The organism is Lentzea cavernae, from assembly GCF_014653695.1.
GTDB lineage: Bacteria > Actinomycetota > Actinomycetes > Mycobacteriales > Pseudonocardiaceae > Lentzea > Lentzea cavernae.
In genome coordinates this window covers 23,502-45,816 of the sequence record NZ_BNAR01000030.1, presented here as the reverse complement: position 1 = coordinate 45,816, position 22,315 = coordinate 23,502, and the positions used below count along the sequence as shown (strand labels likewise).

Sequence of the window (22,315 nt, the reverse complement as noted above, 5' to 3'; positions counted from 1 at the left end):
TCGGCGGATGTCCTACGTGATCGGCGGACGCCCGCTGGCAGAACGGCTGGTCGCGGAGATGCCGTCGTTCGTGCGTCAGGTGATCGCGGCACTGGTGCAGCGCGTGCCCGCCTACGCCCAACTGCCCGCGGAGGAGCTCGCGGGCGACATCCACCGCGTGACCGAGCACGCCCTGCGGGCCTTCGCGGCCGTGCTCGCCACAGGCGCCCTGCCCTCGGCCGACGAACTGCGCTTCCTGCGCGAGTCGGCAGCCCGCCGAGCGGAGGAGGGCGTACCGATCGACGTGGTGCTCACCGCGTACCACGTGGGCATCGAGGTCGTGTGGGAGACGCTCGTGCCGGAGGCGCGCCCCGAGGAAGTCTCGGACGTGCTCGCCCTGAACGCCCTGGCCGTGCGGTACCTGCAACTCGTCACCCCCGTGGTGAGCGCCGGGTACCTCGACGAACGCCAGACGATGTTCGACGACGAGCGCTCGGCGCGCGCCACCCTCCTGACCGGCCTGCTGGCCGGCACCGCGCAGGCACCGGGCCCCTTCGTGGTGTGCGCCCTGGACGTACCACCGCATCCCGACGAGCTGTCGCCCGGCGTGGACGCCGCTGTCGCGTCGCGGCGCAAGCTGCGGCGGCTGCGCACCGAACTGGAGCGGCACAGCCGGGAGCCGGTGCTGTCGTCGCTCACGTCCGACGGCGGCCTCGCCCTGCTGCCCGGCGAGGACCTGCCGCTGGAACGCGTCGTGGCGGACGTGACGCGGGCGGCAGGCGTGCCGTTGACGGTGGCGGCGGTCGCGGCCGATGCCTCCGGGGTGGCCGCGGCCGCGGTGCTGGCGCGGGAGGTGCTGGCGATCGCGGTGCGGTCGGGGCCCGGCCTGTACCGGCTCACCGACGTGCTGCTGGAGTACCAGCTCTCACGACCCAGCGCCGCTCTGGAGCCCTTGGCCTCCGTCGTCGCACCGCTGACCGACGAGTTGGTGCAGACGCTGGAGGTCTACCTGCGGCGGGGGTCCCGCCGGCCGGCCGCTTCGGAGCTGCACGTGCACCCGAACACTGTGGACTACCGGTTGCGACGGGTGGCGGAGCTGACCGGGCTGGATCCGACGCGGATCGAGCACGTCACGCTGCTGGCCGCTGCTCTGGTGGCTCGGCGGGCGCGCTGACGGCGGGTCGGGGGCGCGGCCAGCCACGCTGCCAGCGGGTCTAGCGGTACGGAACTCACGCTTTGCCGCAGCCCTGACGGCCGGCAGGCGGTGACAGCAGGTCGGGGGTGCGGCCAGCCACGCTGACCGCGGCTGCGGCGGACCGGTAGGCGCTGACAGCGGGTCCAGGTCGTGCGGCGGGCGCTCACGGCGACTCCCGCTGTGTGGCAGTCACACTCACCGCGGCCCTGACGGCCCGGCCAGCACTGACGGCGTCTCTAGTTGTGCGGGCGGGCACGCCAACCGCGGCTCTCGCGACCCGGCAGGTCGGGTGACGCGGCAAGCACCGACCGGGTCGGGTGACGCGGCAGGCACCGACCGCGGGCTCTGACCGCCTTGCAGGCGCTCACAGCGACCCAAATCGTGTGGCAGCCATGCTGACGCAGGGGTCCCCCCGAACCGGGAACCCCTGCGTTTCAACGTGCTCAGCAGGTCCGACAAGATCGGATCGTCACACCCCCGACGACTGCCGCACCGCCGCCGACGCCGCCTTCGCCACCGCCGTGCCGAACGCCGCCATACCCGCCGCGTTCGGGTGCAGCGGCGCCGCGATCGTCGTCGGGACCAGCCCCTCCAGGTACCGGTCGGCGGGCCTGGCGCAGGTGTCGTGGCCGACGCTCACGGCCGCGAGGTCCACGTAGGTCGCGCCGCGCTTCTCGGCCTCGGCCTTGCCGGTGGCGCTGAGCAGGTTCACCGAGCCCTGCAGGTAGTCGGCGTCGCGCGCCCAGATCGGCTGGACCGGGTAGCAGCCGCCGGGACGGATGTAGGTGCCGTAGCCGGTGACGAGGACCTTCGCGTGCGGCGCGTGGCGCTTGACCTCGTCGAGGGCGGCGCCGAACTCGGGCGCCCACTTCGCGATGGCCGCGGCGACCTGGTCGCCGCCCGAGGTGAGCCGGGCCTTGCAGGAGAGGCCGACGGGCTCCGGGAGGAGGTTGATGCAGCCGAGCGCGGTCTGCACGAGCCCGACGTCGTTGCCGCCGATGGTGATCGACACCAGGTCGGTGGTGGGCTTGAGCGCGTCGTACTGGGGCTTCACGAACCCGAACTGGCGGCCGGCGAAGTCGTCGGTCGTGGCGCCGGAGCAGGTGACGTCGGTGAGCTTCGCGCCGAGCAGCTTCGCGGCGATCTGCGGGTAGTTGCGGTTGCTGCTGCGCAGGCACCACAGCGCCGGGTCCTGGTTCGGGATCAGCGGTCCTGCCGCCGCCGAGTCGCCCAGTGCGACGTAGTCGAGGGTGTCCGCCTGTGCCGTGCTTGTTCCGGCGACCAACATCGCCACGACTGCCAACCCGGCCGCAATTCGCATCCCTATCCTCCAACGTCGTTGTCAGGTCAGCTCATCGTGGTGGCTCAGGTCACCGGCGCGGGTGGGACGTTGCCCAGAGTCATCCGGTCGTGTTTGTGACCGATCACAATGGGGCCGTGACTCCCGGGGATCTTCTCTCGCTGGCCGCGCAGTCCTGCGTGGACGCCGCGGCGCTGTTGCGCGACATCCGCGTGGACGTGTCGGCGAAGGGCTCGTTCGACCAGGTCAGCAATGCCGACCTGGAGCTGGAGGCGTTCCTGCGGGCGCGCCTGACCGGAGGCGTCCCAGGCTCGGCGGTGGTCGGCGAGGAGCTGGGCGGCGCGTCCGCTCGGATCACCTGGTTCGTCGACCCGATCGACGGCACGCGGAACTTCGTGCGCGGCCTCCCGCTGTCCTGCGTCTCGGTGGCGGCGGCGGTCGACGGCGTGCTGGTCGCGGGTTGCGTGCTGGACCCGTTCCGCGACGAGCTGTTCACGGCGGCCGTCGGTGTGCCGTTCCGCGTCCGGTCCGGTGGGCTCACGATCCCTCCCGGCACGAGCCCGCGGCCGCTCGTGCTCACGGACATCCCGCTGCCCGGCAGCCCGTACGAGGGCGAGATGGACCTGCTGGCCGAGCTCATGGCCAAGGCGGACGTGCGCCGCGTGTACTCGACCGCGCTGTCGCTCGCGTGGGTCGCCGCGGGCAGGGCGGACGCGGCGGCGAACATCGGCATCCACCCGTGGGACGTCGCGGCGGGCGCGGTGCTCGTGCGCGAGGCGGGCGGGGTGTTCACCGGGATCGGCCACAACGCGTTCGCGGCCGGCCGCGGTGAGATCGTCGGCTGGCTCACCGAACGACTGGAAGGCATCGTCTCGTGATCGATCTCAGCGGCAAGGTCGTGCTCGTCACCGGAACCGGCGGCGGGATCGGCAACGGCATCGCGGACCGGTTCGCCGACGCGGGCGCCACCGTCGTCCGCCACCGCGGTCTCGAGGACGGCGACCTGCGCACCTCGGCCCAGCGCGTGGTCGACGACGCGGCCGCCCGGCACGGCAGGCTGGACGCGGTCGTCAACAACGCGGGCGTGCAACCCGTGGAGCCGCTTCCGGACATGACGGCCGCGCAGTGGCAGTCCGTCGTGGACGTCAACCTGCTGGGCCCGTTCGCCGTCACCCAGGCGGCCGTCGCCCACCTCCCCGAGGGCGGCTCGGTCACGCACATCGCGTCCATCGAGGGCACGCACCCCGCTCCGGGCCACGCCCACTACGCGGTCTCCAAGGCGGGGCTGATCATGCACGCGCGAGCGGCCGCACTGGAGTACGGACCGAGGGGCGTCCGGGTCAACACGGTCTCGCCCGGCCTGATCGCCCGGCCCGGCATCGAGCAGGACTGGCCGGACGGCGTCGCGCGGTGGCGGGAGGCCGCTCCGCTCACCCGCCTCGGCACGCCGCAGGACGTCGGAAACGCGTGCGTGTTCCTCGCGAGCGACCTCGCGAAGTGGATCACCGGGCACGACCTCGTGGTGGATGGCGGAGTGACCGCTCGGCCGACCTGGTGAGCCCTTTGAGACACATGCCACTACACAGTTGACATGTTTACGTCACAGTACGTAGTCAATCACGGCAGTACACCAGTTCGTCCAGAACCGACCAGGGCCCAAGGACCCGACAGCGGCTTTTCTTGTCAGGTGACATATGGCCAGATCAGACGCGATGCGTTAACTGCTGAGCACAGTGCGTATCAATCGCCTATGGAATGTCTCAACTGGATCACAGCTTTGATCTGAGCTACCCAGCGTGATAACACCCGCGTCCCCTTCGTCGAAAGGTCAACCAGTCGACCTGGACCGGAGGGGGACGGACGACATGTCATCCGAGCACCGACCGATTTCCCGACGCACGCTCCTGACCGCCGCACTAGGCGGCGCCGCGGTGAGCGTCGTCGGCCAAGGCCTGTTCGCGGGAGCCGCCGGCGCGGCGCCCAAGGCGGGCCGCAAGAAACTCCTGATCGGCAGCGTGGACCGGCTCGGCAGCGGGTTCCTGCAGCTGGTCGACCCGAGCCTGACCGGGGAGCAGAAGCTCCTCGAGATCAACGGCCAGCCGAACGGGATGGTGGGCTCGCCCGACGGTCTGCGCGCTTACGTGGGGACGGTCTTCGGGCCGGGTCTGAGCGTCGTGGACGTCGACGGCGGCCGGGTCACCGGTGAGATCGCCGTGGGCGGGTTCGCCAACGACGTCCTCGTCTCGCCCGACGGCAGGACCGTCTACGTCGCCACCGGGTCGAGCGGCGCCGGCGGTTCCGAAGGACACGTGGCCGTCGTGGACACCGCGAACGGCGAGGTCCGCGCGCGCATCAAGACGGGTCCGCTGCCGCGCACCCTCGCGCTCTCGCCGGACGGCAAGCAGCTGTTCGTCGGTGACGAGCGCGCCAAGGGCGTCACGATCATCGACACCGCGAAGAACGCGGTGTCGGGCAAGTTCGAGACCGACAAGACGCCGCTGCTGCTCGCGATCGACCCCAAGGGCAAGAACCTGTACGTGGCGCAGTCGCGCGAGCTGGCCACGTTCGGCCTGCGCGGCGGGAAGGCCGGTTCGACCGCGCTCGAGGGCGTTCCCTGCGGTCTGGCGGTGCACCCGAACGGCACCTTCGCGGCCGTCAGCCTCTACGCGGGCCGCAGCGCCGACTCGCAGCTGGTCACCGTGAACATCAACTCGAACAAGGTCAGGACGAAGGAGAACAACGGCAAGGCGAACGGTCCTCTGACGCTGAGCAAGGACGGTGAACGGGCGTTCGTGGTGGACAAGAAGAACCGCAAGGTCCTGTCCGCGGACACGAACTCCGGCAAGCCGGACAACTCCCTGTCGACCCCCAACTCGAACACGCCGACCTCCGTCGCGTTCGTCGAGACCGCCTGAGCGCCGGAGGGAATCCACGATGCCCATCTCCATGTCCGTGAAGACCCTGGACTACACCCCGGCGTACCCGCCCTACCCGAGCCTCTGGATGGCCGGCTACGGCGGCTCTCCGCGCGGCAACCAGGGCCTCGTCGACCGCAGGCTGCGCGCCCAGTGCATCGTCATCGACGACGGCGCCGGGCCCAAGGTGATGCTCCGGATCGACGTCGTCAGCATCCCGCGCTACGTGCACCAGGCGATCAGGTCCGGCGTGCTGTCCCTGGTGAACAACCAGAACGGCAACTTCCTGATCATCTGCAGCCACACCCACTCCGGCCCGTTCATCGGCACCACGCGCCCGAACCCGTACGTGATGATGAGCCTCACGCCCGCGGACGTCAGCGCGATCGAGGACACGACCAACGTGTTCATCGACCAGATGATCGACCTGGTGGAGCAAACCCTGGCGATGGCCCGCACGCAGGTCACGTTGTGGTACAAGGAAGGCAACGCCTCGATCGGCTACAACCGCGCCGGGGAACCCAACGTCCTCACCACGGTCAACGCGCTGATCGCCCGCCGCACGAGCGACAACGGCCTGCAGACCGTCCTCTTCGGATACGCCTGCCACGCCGTGTCGCGGGGCAACGACAGGACCTTCTGCAGCGACTTCCCCGGCGCCGCCACCGACGTGATCACCAACGCGCTCGGCGTGCAGGCGCTGTTCTTCCAGGGCGCCGCGGGCGACCAGGAACCCAACGACCCGGACGGCCCCAGCCAGGTCACGAACCTCGGCACGATCCTCGGCAACGAGGTCGTGTCGATGGTGAACTCGGGTGGCTGGACCGCTGTCACCGGCCCGATCAGCACGTTCTACCAGGAGCTCGAGCTCCCGCTCACCGTCGACCTGGGCGACCCGGCCGCGGTGATCCGCGCCCGCAACAGCTACAGCGACCGGCTCGACAACCTCGCTCCCGGCGACTTCGCCTACCGCCACGCGGAGGTCATGCTCGAGGAGATCGCGGGCCCGGGCCTTCCCCGCGTGTTCCCGATGCCCATCCAGCGCTGGAAGATGGGCGGCCTCAACATCTTCGCGATGTCGCACGAGGTCCTCTCGGAGTACGCGGTGACGTTGCGGAACCAGACCGCCGGGAAGCTGTGGGTCATGGCCTACGCCAACGAGACCGAGGGCTACGTCGCGGCCAACGGCATCCTGGCGGACGGCGGAGCGGTGCGCTGGGGTTACGAAGCCGGCTGGGTCGACGACCCGGAGATCTCCGGCGAGTCCACGTGGACGACGTTCTACCCCTGGCCCGCACCGCTCAAGTTCAGCCCGAGCGGTCCCGCCGCACCGGGGACGACCGAGCGCGTCGTCCTCGACGCCAGCACAGCCATGCTGAACCTCTGAGGGGTGGATCGAAGAAATGCCAGGACCCAGCACCACATTGTCGGCCCGTTACGGCCTCACTCCGGTCTACCCGTGCGGCACGACCGGCGACCTGTTCCTGTTCGAGCACATGACGCCGACCACCGGCACCTTCGCCTGGAACCAGAGCTACCAGATCGGTGCCGGCTGGCAGGGCCGCGTGATCGCCGGACCGAGCGGCTGGATGTTCAGCATCACCACCACCGGTGAGCTGAGACTGCTGCACTACAACGGATCCGGCTGGGACGACCTCAACGGCAGCCAGTACCTGGTCCTCGGCCAGGGCTGGAACTACACCGCCGCCAACACCCGCAACCGGATCTCGGTGGACGAGGACGGCGTCATCTACACGCTCGACGCCGCCGGCAACCTCAAGGCGCACTACTTCAACTTCACGACCAAGCAGTGGGCGGTGCAGGGCGCCCTGCTCGACACCGGCCTGACCCAGTACAACGCCATCGTGGCAACGAGTCGCGGCGTGGTCTACGCCCGCAACGCCGCCGGCGCGATGTACCGCTACTACATCGACTTCTGGACCGGCGCCACCGCGACGTGGGTCAAGCCCGTCAGCACGGTCACCACGGGCTGGCAGAACCTGAAGAACCTCAGCTCGGTCGGCGGCGAGACGTTCTACGCCGTGAACCAGAACAACGGCAACCTGGTCTGGTACGGCTACAACCCGGTGACCAAGGTGTGGAAGAACAACAAGATCATCGGCAACGGCTGGAACAACGAGCAGGACGTCGTGGTGCAGTCCAACGCGTGCAGCCGGTTCCCCTGGGAGACCGCCTGCAACTCGTTCGGGATGCAGGACGGCGGGGCCGTGATCACGCGGCTCAACCAGGTGAAGAAGAACTGATCGACTGACTCTTGGGGCCCGCTCCCGGCTTCGTGCCAGGGGCGGGCCTTTTGCGTGCGCGGTGACGCAGGCCACAGACCCCTCGGCGGCTGTCGGAAGACCGGATGCAACGTTGGGGGTCACATCTTCATTGGGGGTGCGAATTCAAGGCCGTAGATGATCGGGAGTTGCATGTGGAGTTCACCGAGTACGTGGCAAGACAGCGTCCCGCGCTGATGCGGTTCGCCACGGTCCTGAGCTGCCGGACGTGGCTCGCCGAGGAGCTCGTGAGCGACGTGCTGGGCAGGGCGTTCGAGCGCTGGGAACGGATCTCGGAGATGGCCGAGCCCCACGCCTACGTGCGCCGGATGGTCGTCAACGAGTACCTGTCCTGGCGCAGGAGGCTGACCCGCACGTCCCCGCGCGCCGAGGTGGAACCGATGGCCGTCTCCGACGGCGCGGACGAGCGGGCCGAACGGGACGAGATGATCCACCGCCTCGCCGGCCTGCCGAGGAAGCAGCGCGCGGCGGTGGTCCTGCGCTACTACGCGGGCCTGTCCGACAAGGAGATCGCAGTACAGCTGGGGTGCCGGGAACCGACCGTGCGCAGCCAGATCCACAGGGCGCTCAACGCCCTGCGCATCGACCTCACCGCCAGCTCCCCCCACTTCCAGGAGACCTCATGAGCGACCTGCGCACCCTCCACGACGCCTTCGCCGAACTGGACCGCCGCGCCGACGCCGCGGCCGCGCGCACGGCCCCGGTCGTGCGCCCCCGGCGAACCGTGCGGCTGGTCCCCGTAGCGGCCACCGTCGTCGCCGTGGCGGGCCTGGTCGCCGGTGCGGCGTGGCTGGTACCGAGCGACTCCGGCACGCACACCGCCACCCCGCCGGCCACCTCGTCCACGACCCGCGCCCCGGCCTCGCCGGACGACCTGATCGCCCGGTTCGGCGCCGTCCTCGGCGACACCGCGACGTTCGAGGTGACCCAGAGGATCTCGGTGCCCAGGACCTCCCCGTCCAGGCAACCGGAACCGGGCGTCACGCCGCTGGACGGCCAGGACGGCAGCCCGATGGTCGTCGGCACCCTGACCTCCGCGGACGGCAGGGGAACCCTCGGCCTGATGATCTACTCCACCGACTCCGAGCCCGGCGAGTGGTGCAACCTTCCCCGCGCGGAGAACTGCACCGTCACCACACTGCCCGACGGCTCCCGCCTGGCGACCGGCACCCGGCAGCCGGCACCCGGCGCGGTGTCGTACCTGGCGTGCCTCAAGCGGCCCGACGGAACGATGATCCTCATCAACGTCAGCAACCAGGACGACCCGTCGGGCGCGGCGGCCACCTCACCGGCCGGCCGGATCCTCTCGCCGCAGTCACCACTGACCCCTGACCGACTGAAGGAGATCGTCACCTCCGACAAGTGGTGACGAGGTCTGCGGCGGCGTTCGCGGTCGTGACGAAGGCCACAGCTTGCGCGCCGCCATCACTCGGCCCGGCGTCCTCCTGAACGCTGACCAAGATCAACTCTTGGTCACTCTCCGCTACACGACGAATACCGTTCGGCGGCACCGATGGCAGTCCACTGAGACGCGGAACTGACTGGGAGAACGATCAAAACGCCTGCTCAGGCACCACGACGAGGCTGTTCGCAGATGGTGCCCCCGACGGGATTCGAACCCGTACTGTGATCCTTTTAAGGGACCTGCCTCTACCGATTGGGCTACGGGGGCGCGGTGAGCCTAGGCCTTGATCGTCGGCTTGTGTGAGCGGATGGTCGTTTCTCGCCCGTGCGGCCCAGCGAATTGGACTAGAGCGAGCATCCGGGTAAGCGTCGAACGGTCCCGAACATCAGCGTCCCCTCCCCGCACCGAGCAGCTCCTTGAAGCGCAGCGCCACCCAGTCGTGCACGGCCGCGGAGACGCTGTCGTCGCCTGCCCTGTGTTCGAACCAGCGCCAGTCGCAGTTGACGTTGATCTCGAGGAACACGTGGTCACCGCCGGTCACGAGGAGGTCGAACGCCGCCACCTGCACGCGCCAGTGGCGGGCGAGGGCGAGCAGCTTGTCCGAGAGGGACGCGGGGACCTCGGTCGGCGTGACGCGGACCGCGTCGGGATCCACCCAGAGCTGGGCCGGGTCGAGCTTGTCGACCTGGAAGGCGATGCACTGCTCGCCCACGACGAACACGCGCAGTTCCGTCTCGGACGGCACGTACTCCTGGACGATCACCGGGGCGGGTTCGGGGGCGTCCGAGGCGCGCGAGGTCTCCAGCGGGCGCGGGAACAGGCCGTGCTGCACGCCGGGGCGCGGTTCGAGGAGGTGCCTGCCGGCCGTTTTGACGATGCAGCGGCCGCCGCCGGGGCGGGTTCGGCCCGGGCGGGTCGTCACGGCCGTGCGGGGGATGCGCAGGCCGAAGGCGGCGGCGTCGGAAAGCTGCGTCAGGCGGTCCAGGTGCGTCGAGAAGCGCGACGGGTTCACGTGGGCCCAGTCGGAGCGCGAGGACAGCCAGTTGGCCACTGAGGCCCACTGGTCGACGGCGTAGGCGCCGGCGAGGGTGCCGGGTTCGACGGGGACGGCCGAGAGTTCGAAGTGGCGGCGCCAGACCAGCAACGGCCTGAGGAGCCAGCGGTCCAGTTCGACCAGCGGCTGGTCGGTGTAGACCGACAGGGGGAGGTCGACGCAGCGGTCGGCGTCGATGCGGGCCATCCGGATGCCGCGCTCGGCCAGGGCGATGGAGAGCTCGTTCATCTCCATGTCGGCGGCGCGGGCGAGGACGAGCACGCAGGGTTGCGGGTTGCCGTCGCCCTCGTCGACCATGCCGAGGCGGTGCACCTGCTCCTGGAAGTCGAGGCACTTGGGCGGGGAGCGGAAGAGGTACTCCTGGCCCTGGAGGAGGAGCGGTCTGGCAGCCTCGGACGGGGCGCCTGGCACCCGCCCGTCAGCCGACCTGCTCAATCGTCCTTCTTGCTGCGGAAAACTTGCCCCGCCTGCGCGTACTCTGCGGCGTACTGCGCCAACGCGGGGTCCTCGATCTCGCCGCGACGAAGCTGTGCGGCCAGCTCCTCGAGAGACATCGGGATCACCTCTCTCCCCACATGGCGAATCACGCATTCAGGTGATGCACCAGCCGTAGTCTCCGAAACACGTAACGCAATGTCAAGACGACCCTCGGAGCTTACTCCGATTGGGGGCTCAAGTTCCGCCCCTGAGTCAACGAAATGCCCCGAACGAGGAGATCGTCCGGGGCATGCCGTCACTTACAGAGAGTAGTGCTCAGCTTTGCACTGCGCGGTCGAAGTCCGACTTCGGGTCGTTGATCTGGCCGAGCGCTACGATCTCGCGGCCGTAGAACAGCGCCTGCGTCCAGTCCATCAGCACGCGGAGCTTGCGGTTCACGGTCGGCATGAACGCGACGTGGTAGCTGCGGTGCATGAACCACGCCGGCAGGCCCTTGAAGCGCAGGCCGAACACGTCCGCGACGCCCTTGTAGAGGCCGAGGCCCGCGACCGAGCCGAGGTACTTGTGGAAGTAGTCCTTCGGCTTCTGGCCGCGCATCTGCGCCACGATGTTCTTCGAGAGCAGCTTCGACTGGCGGATGGCGTGCTGCGCGTTCGGCACGCACGTCGCCGTCGGGTCCTCCTCTGTGCGCGAGAGGTCCGGCACCGCGGAGCAGTCACCGGCGGCCCACACGCCGTCGAGGCCCTGGACCTGCATGGCGGCGGTGCACCGGACGCGGCCGCGCTCGTCGAGCGGGAGGTCCGTGTTGCGCAGCACCGGGTTCGCCTTCATGCCGGCGGTCCAGATGATCGTGTCGGAGTCGAACTCGGTGCCGTCGTCGAGGACGACGTGGCCGCCCTCGAGGGACTTCACGCGGGTGTCGAGGTAGATCTTCATGCCGCGCTTCTCCAGCGCCTCGACCGTCCACGCGCCGAGCTTGGCGGACACCTCGGGCATGATCCGCCCGGCGGCCTCGACCAGGACCCAGTTCATCTCCTCGGGCTTGATGCCCTCGTAGTACCGAAGCGCATACCGCGTCATGTCCTCGAGCTCGGCGAGCGTCTCGATGCCCGCGAAGCCACCACCGATGACGACGAAGCTGAGCAGCTTCTTGCGCAGTTCCGCGTTGTTCGTGCTCGCTGCCTGGTCCAGGCGCGACAGCACGTGGTTGCGGACGTAGATCGCCTCGCCGATCGTCTTCATGCCGATGCCGACCTCGGCCAGGCCGGGGATCGGGAGCGTGCGCGAGATCGCACCCAGCGCGGAGACGAGCACGTCGTACTCGATCTCCTCGACGTGGCCGTCCGACAGCTCGGCGGTCACGATCTTGCGCGCGTGCTCGATCTTCGTGACGCGGCCGGTGACGACGTGGCAGCGCTTGAGCACCTTGCGCAGTGGAGCGACGACGTGGCGCGGCTCGATCGAGCCGGCCGCCGCCTCAGGCAGGAAGGGCTGGTAGGTCATGTGCGGCTGCGGGTCGATTACCGTCACGGAAGCCTCACCGGAACGCAGTTTCTTCTGCAGTCCGAGAGCCGTGTACATCCCGACGTATCCACCGCCGACGATGACAATCCGAGTGGGGTGCGACTTCACAGCAGCCATACACACATGGTCGCACCAGGACCCCCTTTTTCGCGCGTCCGGAGGGGCCGTTGTGACCGCCGTCGCGCGGTGATGCCGGACACGATCCCCACTGACCTGCGCGTCCACCGGAATCGGACACGTTCTCCCTGAGAGTGTCGATTCAGATCCTCAGCGCGACGACCCCGATCACCACCGTCAGAGCCCCCAGTCCGAGCACTTCCACGAGGCCGATCTCCGCACCCGACGGGATGACGGCGGCGAACGCCGTGACGCCGAACGTGATCGCTTGGACAATGGCGAACCGGCGTGCTGGTGCTTTCAGCGCAGCGAGCTCGACTTTCGTTTTCACCGGAACGACCGCCGCGAGCGCGGACGTCACGTGAATGAGGTGCAGCGCCGGAATCACGACCAGCACGCCGAGCCGCAGCGGGTGCCCGTCGGCGAACGCCATCGCGAGCGCCGCGTAGCCGATCAGCAACGCCGCTCCCGCGCTCCCCGGCATCAACGCGGTGAGCACCGTCAGCGCCGTGACGATCAGCAGCGGCGCGATCGACGAGGCCTCCAGGTGCAGGACGAGCGCCACGGGCATCGCCGCGAGCACGATCGCCAGGCGGATCAGCATTCGCGCGTCACCGCCACCCCGTGCTCGGCCATGCGCCGCAGCCGCAGCCGGTGCTCCGCGGCGATCATCTCGGCCGCCACCTCGCCCCAGGGCGTCTCGCGGTCGGGCTTCAACGGCATCGGCAGCGTGTTGATCGCCAGCACGACGTGGCCGTGCTTGCGCGTCTGCACCGCCAGTTCCGCGACGTCGTCGTCGAGGAACGGCGACAGCAGCACGACCACGCTGCCGTGCGGGAGCTTGCGCAACGTCACGTACGACGACCACCCGGCGGCCTGCACGCAGACGACGAGCTGCGTGCGGATGCGCATCAGGTGCCGCCGTCCCACGCCGGAGCGGACGTTGAGCTGCGGGCGTGACAGGTCCGTCAGCGCCACGCGGTCGCCCTGCCGCAGGTAACCGGCGGCCATCGACGCCGCCTGACGCACCGCGCGGTCCAGGCTGCCACCGGGACGCGTCGTGGCCCCGCGGTGCGGCGACGACCAGTCCGCCACCTCCGCACCGACGTCGGCGCGCGTGTCGAGGGCCAGCACGACCTCCGCGTCGGCCTCGGCGTGCCGCTCGCGGACGTGCAGGACGCCGGTGCGGGTCGTGACGCGCCAGTCGACGCGCTTGAGCCTGTCCCCCGGCTGGAACGCCCTGATGTCGCGCAGCTCGGTCGAGTCGCCGGCGCGGGGCGAGCGGTGGATGCCGACCAGCCCGGCGGGCCGCGGCGGCAGCGGACCGGACGGGTGGTGCTCGACCGGCGGCAGGATCGTGCGGACGTGTTCGACGCCGACGATCGGCCCGTAGACGTGCATGCCGTCCGGTCCGGCGAACAGGTGGTCCAGCCGCAGATCGACGCCGGGACCCCACGCGTCGCGGCGGATCTCCACGGGCAGGTCGGGCGAGTGCGCCGGGACGGCCTTGACGCCGCCGGGCAGCTTGACCACCGCGATCTCGGCGTCCGCGCCGTCGACGTGCGCGACGGTGTGCACGGTGCCCAGGCCGGCACCACGGGGCACGGGGCGGACGCTGACCGTGGGCGTGCCCTTCGGCTTGTGGGTCAGCAACACGGACAGGACCAGCGGCACGCCGAACAGCACCAGTTCGACCTGGTGCAGGAACATCCCGCCGACGACGAGCCCGACACCCAGCCAGACGGCGCGCGAGTACGCGTCCGCGGGGTGCCAGTGCGCGCCGTGCGACTGGGCGAAGGCCTCCCTGATCTTGTCCGCTCTGCTCATGAGCTGGGCGGGCCCGGGACCTTGCCGAGCAGTTCGGTGACGACCTGCACGCCGTTCACGCCGGACGTCCACGTCTCGGGCTTCATCACGAGCCGGTGCGCCAGCACGGCGACCGCGCACTCCTTGACGTCCTCGGGCGTCACGTAGGCGCGATCGTCCAAAGTGGCCAGTGCGCGGGCGACGAGCACGAGCGCCTGCGCGCCGCGCGGTGAGGCGCCGACCTCGACGGACTGGTGCCTGCGCGTGGAGACGGCCAGATCGACGCAGTACCGCAGGAGATCGTCGTCCACTGTGGTCTTCTCCAGCTCGGCCTGCAGCTCGGCGAGCCGCCCCGCCGCCAGCACCGGCGAGACCTCGGCCTCCTCGCGCTGCCGGGCGATCCGGCGCCGGAGCACCTCGACCTCCTCCTCGGCCGGCGGGTACCCGATGTCGAGCCGCACCAGGAACCGGTCGAGCTGCGCCTCGGGCAACGGGTAGGTGCCCTCGTACTCGACGGGGTTCGAGGTCGCGAGCACGTGGAACGGCTTCGGCAGCGGGAAGGTGCGCCCCTCAACCGTGACCTGCCGCTCCTGCATGGCCTCCAGCAACGCCGACTGCGTCTTCGGCGGCGTGCGGTTGATCTCGTCGGCCAGCAGCAGCCCGGTGAACACGGGCCCCTGGTGGAACTCGAACTCGCGGCTGCCGGGGTCGTAGAGGAACGACCCGGTGACGTCCGCGGGCAACAGGTCCGGCGTGCACTGCAGGCGGCGGAACTCGAGGCTCAGCGCCTGCGCGAGCGACCGCGCGATCAACGTCTTGCCGAGGCCCGGCACGTCCTCCAGCAGCACGTGCCCGCCCGCCAGCACGGCCGCGAGCGCGAGCCGCACCGTCCGGGTGCGCCCGACGACGACCTTGCCGATCTCGTCGAGAACGGCCTCGGCCTCCCGTGCGATCGTCACTCGACCCTCCTGAGCCTTTCCGCGAGTTGCTTCGGACCGGGCATCTCGGACGCCTCGATCCCCAGTCGTGCGAACCGGGCGCGGAACCGCTCCTGGTAGCGCCTCGGGTCCTCCGCCGCCTCGGCCAGCCTGCCCGCGAGCGTGCTGGCGTGCGCGGTACTGATCGACCCCGGAGGCGGCGGCGCCGAGCTCCAGACGACGTCGGTGGCCCGCGGCAACCTGCTGACCAGCACGCAGAACGCGGCGGGCGGCACGGCCAGCGCCGCTGCCCACTGCGGCGAGGCCCCGAGCAGCCAGATCACGACCCCGATGACCACCCCGACCAGGAGTGCCAGCGCGGTCCTCACGCGAGCTCCCGGACGATGCGGCTCAACTCTTGCTGCGCTCTTCTCGCTTGCGTCTCCGTCACGTCCTCGTGCCCGAAACGCGCGCGCTGGTACAGGTCTTTGAGCACCACCGCGTCCACCCCAAGCTTCTCCGTGAACTCGGTGGGCGTCTGGTGCGGCAGCCGTTCCTCAGTCGCTTCTAGCGCGAGCCAGGCGGCGATCACGGCGTCGCGCGGCGGCCGGTCGGGGTGCGCGGTGAACTCCTGCAACGCCTTCTCGACGCGCCGCACCACCGCCGTCTCCCCGACCTCCCCGCTCTCGACCTCCACCCCGCGCACACCCCTGCTCCGCCGCCACCGGGGCAGCTCGAACGCGAGAATGATCCCGACCAGTCCGAACAGCACGAGCCCCGCGAGGAGCAGCAGGTACACGGTCAGCGGCACGGCCAGGGCGTCCGGCAGCTCGGTAGGCAGCGGGATGTCGGTCTGCGGCCCGGAGTCCTGCGGGGGCGGGCGGTCGTCGAGGCGGTTGACGAACGTGATCGGCGACGTGCCGCCGGCCGCGACGACGACGATCAGCAACGCCGCCACCGCCACCCCAGCCCGCCACCACTTCATGCCGAGCAGCCTCGCACGCGGCGGCGGACTTCGGATGATCCTTTGGTCGGTTACTCGAAGCTCTCCGCGGGCACCAGACCATCGAGGAACGTCCGCAGGTCCGGCGCCAGCGGCAGCTCCGACTCGTTGTCGGCGTCGAGCCACACGACCGACGGCTCTCCGCCCGCCCGGTAGTCCAGGGCGATCCACGTGTGGCCGTCACCGGTCAGCAGCACCACCGGGGACGGCAGGCCCCACTCCTGCACCAGGTAGGGCGTGTCGAGCAGCGACAGACTGCCCTCCGCGGTGCCGATGCCCATCACGCTGTCGAACGGCACGTGGTCCGAGGCCCACGAGGTCCGCTCGGTCGTCGGGAACGCGGCCAGCTCGTCCACGACCGTGCCGCCGTTCTGGGTGCGCAGCAGCTCCAGGAGGGTTTCGGGCAGGCGGACGCCCAGCAGTGCTTCGGCCTCTCGGACGGCTTCGTCGGTGAGGGGCGTTTGGACGCCGTAGGTGCCGTCGGCCCAGAGGTTCATCCGGCGGATCCTAAGTGGAGCTGAAGGGGTACGTCCGGAAATCGGCGCCGCAGCGGAGCGCCTGCTCCTGGTGGCGGTCCTCCCAGAACTCGACCTTCCAGCCGGGCCAGCGGGCGGTGATCTCCTCGACGGTGCCGGTGAAGCTCGCGGCCGTCCAGAACCCGAACTCGCGGTTCGCGACTTCGAGGTGCAGCCCGAGTTCGGGTCCGGGGTCGTCGGGGCTCAGGCGATCCCAGGCCCGCACCGGGGTCCAGGTCGCCAACGAGTCCAGCAGCCCGGGCCCCGCCCACAACGGCTCGCAGTGCAGGTGGCACAGCCGGTGCCCGAGCACCGACCCGTCCGCCTGCCGGATCGTCACCAGGGTGTTGGTGATCTCGGGCGGGTCGCCATCCCCCTCCCGCAGCACGGGGTGCGGACGGTCGCCGGCACGGACCAGGGCCCGGTCGAGACCGAGGTGCGCCACCACGTCCCCGATCCCGCCGTACGCCCAGCGGACCTCCCAGCCGGTCCAGGCGGCCCTGATGGCGGCCAGGCGGCGTGCCCTGTCGTCAACGCCGTCGTGGTGCCAGGTGAACAGCAGCAGGACGTGGTTCACGGTGTCCATGAGCGCGGCGCCTTCGCACCACACCTCGTCCAGCCAGTGCTCGGCCCGCTGTTCTCCGCGCACCACCTCGATCATGTCCGCCGGCCCGTCCGCGAGGGTGCTGAGCAGCAGCTCCGCGCCGCCGTTCGAGAAGTGCAGCTCCCAGCCGCGTTCGTCGACGATCACGTAGTCGGCCCTGCTCCCCATCAGCCCTTCGCCCTCTTCAGCACGTCCTGCAGCATCTCCTGGGTCAGTCGTCCGGTGTAGGTGTTGTGCGGCGACACGTGGTAGCACCCGAACACCCGCAACCCACCGGCGAGCACCTCCACCCCGTGCCCGAACTTCGGCACGCGCTCCACCCCCACCAGCGGCAGGAACGCCTTCCACCCGAACCCGCCGAGCACCATCACCGACCGCAGGTTCGGCATCGACCCGATCTCCTCGCGCAGGAACGGCGAGCACCGGTCCCGTTCCTCGGCGGTCGGCTTGTTCGCGGGCGGCGCGCACCGCACGGGCGAGGCCATCCGCACCCCGTACAGCTCCATCCCGTCGTCGCGGGACACGGCCGTGGGCTGCGAGGCGAGCCCGACCTCGTACAACGCCCGGTACAGGAAGTCGCCCGACGGGTCGCCGGTGAACATCCGCCCGGTCCGGTTGCCGCCGTGCGCGGCGGGGGCGAGGCCCACGATGAGCAGCGAGGCGTCGAGAGGCCCGAAGCCCGGGACGGGTCTGCCCCAGTACTCCTGGTCCTTGAAGGCCGCGCGTTTCACGGACGCGGTCGACTCGCGCCACGCGACCAGGCGCGGGCACGCTCGGCAGGCCGTTATCCGTTCGTCGAGTTCCGTAATGTTGCTCCCATGTCCGAGGAGAAGACCGAAGAGAAGCCCGAGTCTCCCGCTGATGATCTGGTCACCACCCAGCACAGCATCACCGTCAAGGGCCGCGAGCTGAACTACACCGCCACCACGGGGCGGATCGTGCTCAAGGAAGAGGTGATGAAGGACGGCGTGTTCGAGGGTCACAAGCCCAAGGCCGAGGTGTTCGTCACCACCTACACCCTCGACGGCGCCGACCCGTTGAAGAGGCCCGTGACGTTCGCGTTCAACGGCGGGCCCGGTTCCGCGAGCGTGTGGCTGCACATGGGGCTCCTCGGGCCGCGCCGGGTGCTCAGCGGAGACGTCGGCAACCTGACCGCGCCGCCGTACGGGATCGCGGACAACGAGGAGTCGCTGCTCGCCGAGAGCGACCTCGTGTTCATCGACCCGGTGTCGACCGGTTTCTCGCGGGCCGCCCAGGGTGAGAAGGCCAGCAGCTACCACGGCTACCAGCCCGACATCGAGTCCATCGCCGAGATCATCCGGCTCTGGACGGCGCGCAACGGCCGGTGGATGTCGCCGAAGTTCCTCTGCGGCGAGTCGTACGGCACGCTCCGCGCGGCCGGCCTCGCCGAGCACCTGCAGAAGAAGTACGGCATGTACCTCAACGGGCTCATGCTGATCTCGAGCGTGCTGGACTTCGCGACGCTCGAGTTCAACGAGGGCCACGACCTCGCCTACACGCTCTTCCTGCCGACGTACGCGGCCATCGCGCACTACCACGGCCTGCACGGCGACCGTCCGCTGAAGGAGGTGCTCGCCGAGGCCGAGGAGTTCGCGGTCCGCGACTACCCCTACGCCCTCGCGCGCGGCAACAGGCTCAGCGACGTCGAGCGCGCCGCCACGATCGAGAAGCTCGCCCGGCTCACCGGTCTGTCCGAGGAGTACGTGGACGCGGTCGACCTGCGCATCGAGCACATCCGGTTCTTCACCGAGCTGCTGCGCCGCGACCGCAAGACCGTCGGCCGCATCGACGCCCGCTTCACCGGCTGGGACACGGACTACGGCCGCGAGGGCATCTCCGCGGACCCGTCCATCGACGCCATCCTCGGCCCGTACTCGGCCGTGCTCAACCACTACGTGCACGCCGAGCTCGGTTACAAGAGCGACCTGCCGTACGAGGTCCTCGCGCGGGTCATCGAGAACTGGTCCTACAAGGAGTTCGAGAACCGCCACGTCTCCACGGCGGGCAAGCTCTCGGCGGCGATGCGGGCGAACCCGCACCTCAAGGTCCACGTCGCGTTCGGCTGGTTCGACGGCGCCACGCCGTACTTCGCGGCCGAGCACCTCATCGCGCACCTGCAGATCCCGAAGGAGCTCACGGCGAACATCGAGTCGGCCTACTACCCGGCCGGCCACATGATGTACGTCCACGAGCCCTCGCGGGTGCAGCAGTCCGAGGACCTGGCGGCGTTCGTGCGGAACTCCTCAGGCACGTGATCCTCGACCTGTCCGACGACGCCGTCCTGCGCGAACTCCGGACGGTGCAACGCCTGGCGTATGCCGTCGAAGCCGAGCTCATCGGCTTCGACGGCATACCGCCGTTGCACGAGTCGCTCGAAGAACTCCGCGCGTGTGGGGAGACGTTCCTCGGGATCTACGACGAGGAAGGCCTTGTCGGCGCGGTGTCGTACCGGCTCGACGGGTCCACTGTGGACATCCATCGGCTGGTCGTGCACCCGCGGGCGCACCGCCGCGGCATCGCCTCCCGGTTGCTCGACGCGCTGCCGGAGGGGCCGCAGGTCGTCAGCACGGGCACGAAGAACGAGCCGGCGCTCGCGCTCTACCGCAGGCGCGGGTTCGCCGAGACCGGCACGCGCGAAGTCGCTCCCGGCGTCTCGCTCACCGACCTGGCCCGGCCGTGATCATCTTCCTCAACGGGACGTCCAGCTCCGGCAAGACGAGCATCGCCGCGGAGCTCCTGCAGGTGCTGGACCCCTCGTACTTCCACATGAGCATCGACGCGTTCAGCGAGATGTGCGACGGCGACCGGGTGACCAAGCTCGACCCCGCCGAGCTGTCGGAGTTCCTGCACCGCATGAGGGCGGGGTTCCACCGCGCCGTCGCGGGCATGGCGCGGGCCGGCAACGACGTGATCGTCGACCACCTGCTCAGCGAGCCGTGGCGCCTGCAGGACTGCCTGGAGGTGATGGAGGGCCTGGACGTCGTGCTCGTGGGTGTGCAGTGCCCTTCAGACGAGCTGGACAGGCGCGAACGGGCCAGGGGTGACCGGGTGGAGGGGACGGGCGCCGCGCAACGGCTGAGCGTCCACCAGCACGGGCTTTACGACTTCGAGGTCGACACCGCCACGAGCAGCCCGCGCGAGTGCGCGGAGGCCATCAAGGAGTTCGTCGACCAGGCACCGGCCACGAGGGCCTTCGACGAGTTGAGGGGCCGCGCCCGCGGGCACGACCCCTCAACCAGCTGACAACGGTCAGACGACCGCGCGCTCCTCCGCGAAGTGGCACGCCGCGGGGTGGCCCCCGTTGCGCGACACCAGTTCGGGAACCTCGGTGGCGCAGATGTCCTGCGCCTTCCAGCACCGCGTGCGGAACCGGCAGCCCGAGGGCGGGTCGATCGGCGACGGCACGTCACCGGTCAGGCGGATGACGTCGCGCCGGCCGCGCTGGGTCGGGTCCGGCACCGGCACGGCGGACAGCAGCGCCTGCGTGTACGGGTGCATCGGGCGCTCGTAGATCTCGTCCTCGGTGCCGATCTCCACGATCTTGCCGAGGTACATCACCGCGACGCGGTCCGACAGGTGGCGGACCACCGACAGGTCGTGCGCGATGAAGACGTACGAGAGGCCGAGCTCGTTCTGCAGGTCGCCCAGCAGGTTCATGACCTGCGCCTGGATCGACACGTCCAGAGCGGACACCGGCTCGTCGCACACGATCACCTTGGGCTTCAGCGCGAGCGCGCGGGCGATGCCGATGCGCTGGCGCTGACCGCCGGAGAACTGGTGCGGGTACCGGTTGATGTGCTCCGGGTTGAGGCCCACGGTCTCCAGCAGTTCCTGGACCTTCTGCCGGCGCGAGCCCTTGGGCGCGACCTCGGTGTGGATCTCGAAGGGCTCGCCGACGATGTCGCCGACCGTCATGCGCGGGTTCAGCGACGTGTACGGGTCCTGCAGCACGATCTGGATGTCGCGGCGCAGCTTGCGCAGCTCCGCGCCCTTCATGCCGAAGATGTCGCGGCCCTCGAAGCGCGCGACGCCCGCGGTCGGCGGCTCCAGGCGCATCAGCACCTGGGCCAGCGTGGACTTGCCACAGCCCGACTCGCCCACGACGCCGAGGGTCTCGCCCTTGTTGAGCGAGAACGAGACGCCGTCGACTGCCTTGACGTGGCCCACGGTGCGCTTGAACAGCACGCCGACGCGGACCGGGAAGTGCTTGACGAGGTTCTCCACCTCGAGGATCGGCTCAGCCACGAGCGACGACCTCCTCCGCGATGTGGCACCGGCTGGTGCGGCCCATGCCGAGGTTGTGCACGGCAGGGACCTCGGTGACGCACCGGTCGAACACGCGCGGGCAGCGCGGGTTGAACGGGCAGCCGGGCGGGATGTTGGTCAGCGACGGCGGCAGACCCTTGATCGTCTTGAGCTCCTGGCCGCGCAGGTCCACGCGGGGCAGGGACTCGAGCAGCGACTCGGTGTACGGGTGTCCCGGCGCGCGGAACAGCTCGTAGACGTCGGCGTGCTCGACGATGCGGCCCGCGTACATGACCGAGATCCGGTCCGCGACGTCGGCGACGACGCCGAGGTCGTGGGTGATCAGGATCATGCCCATGTCGCGTTCCTTCTGGATCTCCGCGAGCAGGTCCATGATCTGGGCCTGCACGGTGACGTCCAGCGCGGTCGTGGGCTCGTCCGCGATCAGCAGCTCCGGGTCGAGCGCCAGCGACATCGCGATCATCGCGCGCTGCCGCATGCCGCCGGAGAACTGGTGCGGGTAGTCGGAGACCCGTCCCTTGGCGTTCGGGATCTTGACCTGGTCGAGCAGCTCGACCGCCCGCTTGCGGGCGTCCGCCTTGGACATGCCGCGGCGGACCTTGAGCTGCTCCTCGATCTGGAACCCGACGGTGAAGACCGGGTTCAGGGCCGACAGCGCGTCCTGGAAGATCATGGCGATGCCCTCGCCACGAACCTGGCGGCGCGCGTCCGCCGACTGGGTCAGCAGGTCCTCACCGCGGAACTTGATCGTGCCGTTGGTGATGAACCCCGGCGGCGTGTCCAGGATGCCCATGATCGTCTGGGCGGTCACGGACTTGCCGGAACCGGATTCACCCAGCACCGCAAGGGTTTCGCCCGCCGAGACGTGGTACGAAACGCCGTTGAGCACCTTCGCGACACCGTCGCGGGTGCGGAATTCCACGTGGAGATCCTCGACCTCCAGCAATGGCTGA

25 protein-coding genes and 1 tRNA gene are annotated in these 22,315 nt (G+C 69.9%); 11 read left to right on the top strand and 15 right to left on the bottom strand.

The features are described 5' to 3' along the window. Positions 1-7: 7 nt before the first annotated feature. Positions 8-1,153: a PucR family transcriptional regulator gene (locus IE307_RS45575; RefSeq protein WP_191305743.1), complete on the top strand. Its 1,146-nt coding sequence runs from the start codon at positions 8-10 to the stop codon at positions 1,151-1,153. Positions 1,154-1,643: 490 nt separating this feature from the next. Here the strand turns inward: IE307_RS45575 and IE307_RS45570 are convergent, their stop codons facing one another. Beyond that, positions 1,644-2,462 (bottom strand): SGNH/GDSL hydrolase family protein, encoded by an 819-nt coding sequence (locus IE307_RS45570; protein ID WP_229905683.1) that lies wholly within the window; start codon positions 2,460-2,462, stop codon positions 1,644-1,646. 149 nt (positions 2,463-2,611) lie between these two features. Here IE307_RS45570 and IE307_RS45565 point away from each other — a divergent pair, with 149 nt between their 5' ends. The 7 genes from IE307_RS45565 (at position 2,612) to IE307_RS45535 (ending at position 9,061) form a co-directional block, all read left to right on the top strand. Further along, on the top strand, positions 2,612-3,352 hold the full coding sequence (locus IE307_RS45565) for an inositol monophosphatase family protein (protein ID WP_229905674.1): 741 nt from the start codon (positions 2,612-2,614) through the stop codon (positions 3,350-3,352). Then, positions 3,349-4,032: an SDR family NAD(P)-dependent oxidoreductase gene (locus IE307_RS45560; protein WP_191305740.1), complete on the top strand. Its 684-nt coding sequence runs from the start codon at positions 3,349-3,351 to the stop codon at positions 4,030-4,032. The genes IE307_RS45565 and IE307_RS45560 overlap by 4 nt, the downstream gene beginning before the upstream one ends. Positions 4,033-4,405: 373 nt before the next feature. Next, positions 4,406-5,389 carry a YncE family protein gene (locus IE307_RS45555; RefSeq protein WP_191305739.1) on the top strand — a complete coding sequence of 328 codons (984 nt, stop codon included), beginning with the start codon at positions 4,406-4,408 and terminating at the stop codon, positions 5,387-5,389. Positions 5,390-5,408: 19 nt separating this feature from the next. Then, positions 5,409-6,776 carry a hypothetical protein gene (locus tag IE307_RS45550; protein WP_191305738.1) on the top strand — a complete coding sequence of 456 codons (1,368 nt, stop codon included), beginning with the start codon at positions 5,409-5,411 and terminating at the stop codon, positions 6,774-6,776. Positions 6,777-6,792: 16 nt separating this feature from the next. Continuing rightward, the gene (locus tag IE307_RS45545) at positions 6,793-7,653 is read left to right on the top strand and encodes a tachylectin-related carbohydrate-binding protein (protein WP_191305737.1); all 861 of its coding nucleotides are present in this window, start codon (positions 6,793-6,795) and stop codon (positions 7,651-7,653) included. Between the two features lie 167 nt (positions 7,654-7,820). Continuing rightward, the gene (locus tag IE307_RS45540; protein ID WP_191305736.1) at positions 7,821-8,318 is read left to right on the top strand and encodes a SigE family RNA polymerase sigma factor; all 498 of its coding nucleotides are present in this window, start codon (positions 7,821-7,823) and stop codon (positions 8,316-8,318) included. Beyond that, on the top strand, positions 8,315-9,061 hold the full coding sequence (locus IE307_RS45535; protein WP_191305735.1) for a hypothetical protein: 747 nt from the start codon (positions 8,315-8,317) through the stop codon (positions 9,059-9,061). Before IE307_RS45540 ends, IE307_RS45535 begins: the two co-directional genes overlap by 4 nt. Positions 9,062-9,287: 226 nt before the next feature. On the opposite strand, the gene IE307_RS45530 is transcribed toward IE307_RS45535, so the two are convergent. The 12 genes from IE307_RS45530 to IE307_RS45480 form a co-directional block, all read right to left on the bottom strand. Continuing rightward, a tRNA-Leu gene (locus IE307_RS45530) sits at positions 9,288-9,364 on the bottom strand. 118 nt (positions 9,365-9,482) lie between these two features. After that, positions 9,483-10,586, bottom strand: a complete 1,104-nt coding sequence (locus IE307_RS45525; protein ID WP_229905673.1) for an ATP-grasp domain-containing protein — start codon at positions 10,584-10,586, stop codon at positions 9,483-9,485. Continuing rightward, positions 10,583-10,705: a hypothetical protein gene (locus IE307_RS47385; RefSeq protein WP_256238980.1), complete on the bottom strand. Its 123-nt coding sequence runs from the start codon at positions 10,703-10,705 to the stop codon at positions 10,583-10,585. The genes IE307_RS45525 and IE307_RS47385 overlap by 4 nt, the downstream gene beginning before the upstream one ends. Before the next feature lie 199 nt (positions 10,706-10,904). Next, positions 10,905-12,230: an NAD(P)/FAD-dependent oxidoreductase gene (locus tag IE307_RS45520; protein WP_191305734.1), complete on the bottom strand. Its 1,326-nt coding sequence runs from the start codon at positions 12,228-12,230 to the stop codon at positions 10,905-10,907. A 142-nt stretch (positions 12,231-12,372) separates the two neighbouring features. After that, entirely contained in the window at positions 12,373-12,834 is a 462-nt protein-coding gene (locus IE307_RS45515) for a hypothetical protein (RefSeq protein WP_191305733.1), read from the bottom strand. Further along, entirely contained in the window at positions 12,828-14,057 is a 1,230-nt protein-coding gene (locus IE307_RS45510) for a DUF58 domain-containing protein (protein WP_191305732.1), read from the bottom strand. The genes IE307_RS45515 and IE307_RS45510 overlap by 7 nt, the downstream gene beginning before the upstream one ends. After that, positions 14,054-14,995 (bottom strand): AAA family ATPase, encoded by a 942-nt coding sequence (locus tag IE307_RS45505; RefSeq protein WP_191305731.1) that lies wholly within the window; start codon positions 14,993-14,995, stop codon positions 14,054-14,056. Before IE307_RS45505 ends, IE307_RS45510 begins: the two co-directional genes overlap by 4 nt. Further along, the gene (locus tag IE307_RS45500) at positions 14,992-15,342 is read right to left on the bottom strand and encodes a hypothetical protein (RefSeq protein WP_191305730.1); all 351 of its coding nucleotides are present in this window, start codon (positions 15,340-15,342) and stop codon (positions 14,992-14,994) included. Before IE307_RS45500 ends, IE307_RS45505 begins: the two co-directional genes overlap by 4 nt. Then, a complete protein-coding gene (locus IE307_RS45495; protein WP_191305729.1) occupies positions 15,339-15,938 on the bottom strand; it encodes a DUF4129 domain-containing protein in 600 nt (199 codons plus the stop codon). The genes IE307_RS45500 and IE307_RS45495 overlap by 4 nt, the downstream gene beginning before the upstream one ends. Positions 15,939-15,988: 50 nt before the next feature. Beyond that, entirely contained in the window at positions 15,989-16,453 is a 465-nt protein-coding gene (locus IE307_RS45490; RefSeq protein ID WP_191305728.1) for an SMI1/KNR4 family protein, read from the bottom strand. Between the two features lie 10 nt (positions 16,454-16,463). Then, complete coding sequence (locus tag IE307_RS45485; protein WP_191305727.1) at positions 16,464-17,243, bottom strand: hypothetical protein; 780 nt, start codon at positions 17,241-17,243, stop codon at positions 16,464-16,466. Next, a complete protein-coding gene (locus tag IE307_RS45480; RefSeq protein ID WP_191305777.1) occupies positions 17,243-17,938 on the bottom strand; it encodes a uracil-DNA glycosylase in 696 nt (231 codons plus the stop codon). The genes IE307_RS45485 and IE307_RS45480 overlap by 1 nt, the downstream gene beginning before the upstream one ends. Between IE307_RS45480 and IE307_RS45475 the strand changes: the two genes are divergently transcribed. The 3 genes from IE307_RS45475 to IE307_RS45465 are packed head-to-tail and all read left to right on the top strand — an operon-like array spanning position 17,894 to position 20,339. Next, positions 17,894-19,351 carry a S10 family peptidase gene (locus IE307_RS45475; RefSeq protein WP_191305726.1) on the top strand — a complete coding sequence of 486 codons (1,458 nt, stop codon included), beginning with the start codon at positions 17,894-17,896 and terminating at the stop codon, positions 19,349-19,351. The genes IE307_RS45480 and IE307_RS45475 overlap by 45 nt on opposite strands. Further along, positions 19,348-19,776, top strand: coding sequence for a GNAT family N-acetyltransferase (locus IE307_RS45470; RefSeq protein WP_191305725.1), 429 nt, complete (start codon positions 19,348-19,350; stop codon positions 19,774-19,776). The genes IE307_RS45475 and IE307_RS45470 overlap by 4 nt, the downstream gene beginning before the upstream one ends. Continuing rightward, entirely contained in the window at positions 19,773-20,339 is a 567-nt protein-coding gene (locus IE307_RS45465) for a chloramphenicol phosphotransferase CPT family protein (RefSeq protein ID WP_191305724.1), read from the top strand. Before IE307_RS45470 ends, IE307_RS45465 begins: the two co-directional genes overlap by 4 nt. Before the next feature lie 6 nt (positions 20,340-20,345). Here the strand turns inward: IE307_RS45465 and IE307_RS45460 are convergent, their stop codons facing one another. Further along, positions 20,346-21,341, bottom strand: a complete 996-nt coding sequence (locus IE307_RS45460; protein WP_191305723.1) for an ABC transporter ATP-binding protein — start codon at positions 21,339-21,341, stop codon at positions 20,346-20,348. After that, positions 21,334-22,284 carry an ABC transporter ATP-binding protein gene (locus IE307_RS45455; RefSeq protein WP_229905672.1) on the bottom strand — a complete coding sequence of 317 codons (951 nt, stop codon included), beginning with the start codon at positions 22,282-22,284 and terminating at the stop codon, positions 21,334-21,336. The genes IE307_RS45460 and IE307_RS45455 overlap by 8 nt, the downstream gene beginning before the upstream one ends. Between the last annotated feature and the right edge of the window lie 31 nt (positions 22,285-22,315).